Here is a 4,760-nt window from a genome sequence, read left to right as displayed (position 1 = left end):
GGTCAACAACATCAACAATATCAGCAATATCAACAACAGCAACAATCTTCTCCTTGGACAGGTGGAATTGGAGCAGGAGGAGCAGGGGCAGCAGCAGGAGCGGCTAGTATTGGTGGAGCAGCAGGACACGCGGGACACGTGGGTCATTAATGAACTAAATGAAAAAAGACATAATAAAAAAACTGCTAGGATTTCCTAGCAGTTTTTTTTAGCTTCTTGGCGCTGACGTTCGATTTCAGCACGAAGTTGTGGTTCTGGTGCTTGCCAGCCTTCTGGTTTTAGAATTTTGCCGTCGCCTTCACGGAATCGAGGTTTTCCATCAGGGAATAGTTTTGCCATGTTTGCGTTATTTACAATTTCGAATCCTTTATCAGGACGTACGCCCATTTCGGCAAACGTTCCGAATGCGAAGTAAATAAGGTCAATCAGTGCATCATATTGATCTTCAACAGTCGTTGCTTCTAGAAATTCTTCTAGCTCTTCTTGCATAAAACTTGCACGGATTTTTGCACGCTCTTCTGTTAGTTTTGTTGGAGTATTTGTCACAGGGTGTCCGAACTCTTCATGCATTTTTGCAACAAGTTCGTATCCTTTATCTAAACCTTTTTCGTTTGTCATGTTGTTTCATCCTTTCTCGCTTTGTGCCGAATCCCATTGTAACATAAGGTGATTATGAAATGAAAAGGGACTGTCCAAAAGTTTCATCTTTTAGTTTAGATAGGGAAAGACCATATCGACTAAACGACAAAACATAACCCATTAATAAAAGAAAGCCATCCCGGAATATTTTTGGGACGGCCCTGCTCGTTATTTTTCTTCTTTTATTAAAATAGATAAAATAAGGTCGATGCCAAACATACCAACGAGCAACATTGGTATAACGACAAGTAAATAACGTGTGAAGGAAACATTTTTTAAGTATGTATGAGCAAATAAAAAGACGCCGAGAAATAAAATACCATTTAAAATAGGCTTTACTAATTTTTTAGACATAAGCTCCCCCATAAATATCTTCTCTCTCTATCTAAAATAAAAACTCCTCTTTCCGTTGTATCATGCCGGAGAGAGGAGTTCAATCATTTCTCATTCGATTACACCAGAATTTGTAATATTTACGGTGTATTTTATAGTGACGGGGACATCTTTGTACATCTGTCTCCATTTTTCTAATTTGAATGGACGATAATGCTGCTTATATTTAGCCCCTAGTCCGAGAGGATCGACGCCTAAAGATTTAAACTGCTTAACTAATTTAGCAGCTTGTATATCTAATTGTTTTTGTACATCTTTTTCAATATTTTTTGAGTTCTTGTTATTTTCTAAGTTAATTTGTTTCGATAGTTCTTGAATGCGCGCCTCAAGATGAACGTGAATGAAGAAAGAAGGCTTTCCGTTTTTAATCTTAATATCGTAAGTTGGAACAGAACGAATATTATTAATCATTACGTACGCAGAATCGGTTTTAAATTCATGTGAATCTAATTTATGCTTTTCTAATAGTCCTTTAAATATGAACATATCCTTTTCCGCAATTTTACCAATATATTTATCCTTTTTAAAAAGACCAATTCCATTGATTTTTATTTTATCACCATGTTTTTTTAAAATTGGAATATAGTAGTCTTGCCCTTCTTGATAATAACGGAATGCTCCTACATGCAGATTATCCGTTGGTAAAGGACCAGTTTCCATGTTATGCTCTAACAATTTTTTTATATAAATTGCAACATTGTATGAAGTCGAATATTTCCCTTTCAAAAGTTCAGTACCATTACCTTCAAGTAAAGCAACATATAAAGCGTTCCCTATATTCACATCTCGAAGTAATGTATCGAATGAAGTAGACATTCCTTTTTTTGCAAGTGGTATAGTATATAGAGCAACACGCATTTGTCCACTAGCAAATGGTTGAGAAGATTCTAAAGATGTGTCTGCTTTTACTTGTTTTACCGCATTTGCGCTGCCTTCAAAAACTTGAACTTTATTTCCTTTTTTCTGAATGGGACAAACGAATGTTACTTTTACTTTATGATCCTTTGCTGTATCAAAAACGGTTCCTTGAATAAGTTGTACATCATCGATAATATTTTTTTGTAAACATCCAGTTAAACTGAAAAGTGCTATACAAGAAATAAGTATTAATTTGCTTTTGATTTTTTCCATTTTCTTTTCACCCACACAATAATAAATAGGATTGGGATGTATACATAAATGAGCCAAAAACTAACTTTTGATGCATTACTAATAAAGTTATTAATATCGTGTCTGTTCGTTAAAAGTTGTGAAACAATGAGAGTGATAATGATAAAAGCGATTAAAACACCTCTTTGTTTTACACGGAATATTTCGTGAGTTGCTCTTATTGACGCCCATAAAGGGAGGATAAAACTTGAAATAATAACGAGTGCATAGCCTGATATTGCGATATATTCTAGTCTTTCTATGAAGGGTAATTGAATGACTTGAGTCATGGAAAGTTGCGACCATATCGTTTTTAACAATTGTTTCTCACTAAAAAATGCAAAGGCTAAAAGGGTACTAAATAAATATAGAAGATTTGAAAATAGTGCCCCGAGTTGAGCATACTTATGAGATTGCATAGGCTTTTTCACGAATGGATACACCATGAGGTAAATCTCAAATCCTGTCATACTGTAGATTGACAGTTGAGCGGATTTTAAAATGTCTGAAAGAGAATGTGTGAATATAGGTAGTAAATTCTCCCAATGTGAATATTTCAAAACGAATAAGCTTAGAAATAAATATCCTAGTGTACCACCAACAGAGATGACGCAAATACCAGTAATGACACGGAAGCCAGAAGAAATAATGTAATAACTAACTAAGCATAAAAAGAGTGTTAACATAAAGGTGGAAGCAGTTGGGAACATCCATACTTGAATAATTTCAACATACGTTCGAATGACGGAAATACTGACGATTAAAAAATATGCTGCAAAGATGATATTAAAGAGGTTCCCTATCCACTTTCCAAATGTTTGTCGTTGTAAATCAATTAAATTCCCGTTTGTTTCTTTTAATAAAAAATACATCATCCATATAAGAATGTGGATACATATTCCTGTGATTAGAACCCCTATCCAGCCGTCGTATCCAGCAGCTTTCGCAATAATTCGAGCGAAGCCGAGAACGCCAGCTCCAAACTGTGCACCGTGAATTAAGAAGAAAACAAAGACAGGAGATATTTGATATTTTTCTTGAACTTTACTCATCAATGCACCTCATTCCTTAATCATCAAAATCCGATCTATGTTTTGTTGAAATCCCTTTTGCTGCTTTCTTTACATGTTGTGGTCTTGCTTGTACATCCCTTGTATCAATCATTGTTAAGGGAAAACGAATCCAAGAATCTTTAACAGATTGTTGTCTTGTCGGGTAAAACAAAGCGTACGGCTTACGCAAGGAAGTAAGTCTAAAAAGATGAGTAAATAAAAAGATAAATCCAAGAGAGATACCGAAGAGCCCCCCTATTTCTGCGAATGCTAGAAACGGGAAACGTAGTAATCGAACAGCATTACCCATTTTATAAATAGGTGTAATAAAGGAAGCGAGTGCTGATAAGGCAACGATAATTAATAAAATGTTACTCGTTAAACCAGCTTGTACAGATGCTTGTCCGATTACGATACCGCCTACAATACCGAGCGTTTGACCAACTTTCATCGGTAACCTTGCGCCAGCCTCTCTCAATAAGTCGATTGCAAGTTCTAAAAATAGTGCTTCAATTAAAGGTGGGAACGGTACTTGAGCTCTTGATAAAATCAAAGTTTCAAGTAAATCGCTCGGAATAAGTTCATAATGATAATTTAAAACTGCAACGTATAACGGTGTAGCACAGATTGAAAATAGAACGGCGATTAATCTTAAAATCCTTGAAAATGTAGCATATAGCCAAGAGACGTTATAGTCTTCTGGCGAAATGAAAAAATCGAAATAGGATACAGGCGTTAGTAGAACGCTTGGAGAACCATCCACAAAAATAGCAATTTTTCCATCAATAAGTGCTTTTGTAACTCTATCAGTACGCTCTGTATTGATATAGAGGGGGAAAATTGACTTTTCTCCCATTAGTTCTTGTATATAAGCACTATCATTAATTTGATCATATTCAAGAGCGCGTAATGACTCCTCGAGAAAATCTACATTATCTTTTTCAGCGAGGTTGTCTAAATACATCATGACAACTTTTGTTTTTGAAAACTCACCGACAATCATTTCTTTTGTTTGTAAATCTAAAACAGGAAGCCGTTTTCGAACTAAATTAATATTTGTATCAATATCTTCTACGAAACCTTCTTGAGGACCGATAACAGTCGATTCGTTTAAAGGAGGAGTTGGTGCACGATAATTATCAATCGCGATGTTTGCAAGCATACATTTTTGATCTTGCTGGTTCAATTGAATAATCGCATGTCCCTTTAACACCATATCCTCAATTTTTTGTAAATCGTTCGTAATTGTAATGCCGCTCATCGGAATATGTTCTTTCAGCTCTTCTAGTGAAGCACTAGGTCGTTCTAAAAGAGTAGGCATTAAATATTTTTGCAATTTCTCTCCATCAAGCGAAGGTCGATAGTAAGAAATCCAATAAGGCATCGTTTCATCATCAGATGTATGGTAATTAACAAAATCACTAGACTTTTTGAGCTTTTCTATTAAATCTTGTAGAGAATGAATACGGTCTTTTCCTGGTTTCGTAAAATCATAAATACTATTATTTCCAGCGTTTTGCTGCTGAT

The 4,760-nt window shown here is 35.3% G+C and carries 5 protein-coding genes; all 5 read right to left on the bottom strand.

Annotated features, from left to right (window positions below; all coding sequences use genetic code 11):
* Window positions 1-195: 195 nt before the first annotated feature.
* Window positions 196-618, bottom strand: a complete 423-nt coding sequence (locus tag MR113_RS26765) for a pyrophosphohydrolase domain-containing protein (RefSeq protein ID WP_097845212.1) — start codon at window positions 616-618, stop codon at window positions 196-198.
* 189 nt (window positions 619-807) lie between these two features.
* On the bottom strand, window positions 808-993 hold the full coding sequence (locus MR113_RS26760; RefSeq protein ID WP_000038782.1) for a hypothetical protein: 186 nt from the start codon (window positions 991-993) through the stop codon (window positions 808-810).
* Window positions 994-1,083: 90 nt separating this feature from the next.
* The gene (gene gerHC / locus MR113_RS26755) at window positions 1,084-2,163 is read right to left on the bottom strand and encodes a spore germination protein GerHC (RefSeq protein ID WP_242257429.1); all 1,080 of its coding nucleotides are present in this window, start codon (window positions 2,161-2,163) and stop codon (window positions 1,084-1,086) included.
* Complete coding sequence (locus tag MR113_RS26750) at window positions 2,139-3,233, bottom strand: spore germination protein (RefSeq protein WP_061676791.1); 1,095 nt, start codon at window positions 3,231-3,233, stop codon at window positions 2,139-2,141. Before MR113_RS26750 ends, gerHC begins: the two co-directional genes overlap by 25 nt.
* A gap of 16 nt (window positions 3,234-3,249) precedes the next feature.
* Window positions 3,250-4,760, bottom strand: a 1,511-nt coding sequence (locus MR113_RS26745; RefSeq protein WP_242257428.1) for a spore germination protein, incomplete at its 5' end; no start/stop codon positions are given.

The sequence above is a fragment of the Bacillus cereus group sp. BfR-BA-01379 genome, assembly GCF_022663605.1.
Lineage (GTDB): Bacteria > Bacillota > Bacilli > Bacillales > Bacillaceae_G > Bacillus_A > Bacillus_A mobilis.
This window is presented reverse-complemented; position numbering and strand designations above follow the sequence as displayed.

Bases quoted from the DNA above. Each gene is read 5' to 3' on its own strand.
- MR113_RS26760 (WP_000038782.1), bottom strand. From the start codon at position 993: ATGTCTAAAAAATTAGTAAAGCCTATTTTAAATGGTATTTTATTTCTC.
- MR113_RS26765 (WP_097845212.1), bottom strand. From the start codon at position 618: ATGACAAACGAAAAAGGTTTAGATAAAGGATACGAACTTGTTGCAAAA.
- MR113_RS26750 (WP_061676791.1), bottom strand. From the start codon at position 3,233: ATGAGTAAAGTTCAAGAAAAATATCAAATATCTCCTGTCTTTGTTTTC.
- gerHC (WP_242257429.1), bottom strand. From the start codon at position 2,163: ATGGAAAAAATCAAAAGCAAATTAATACTTATTTCTTGTATAGCACTT.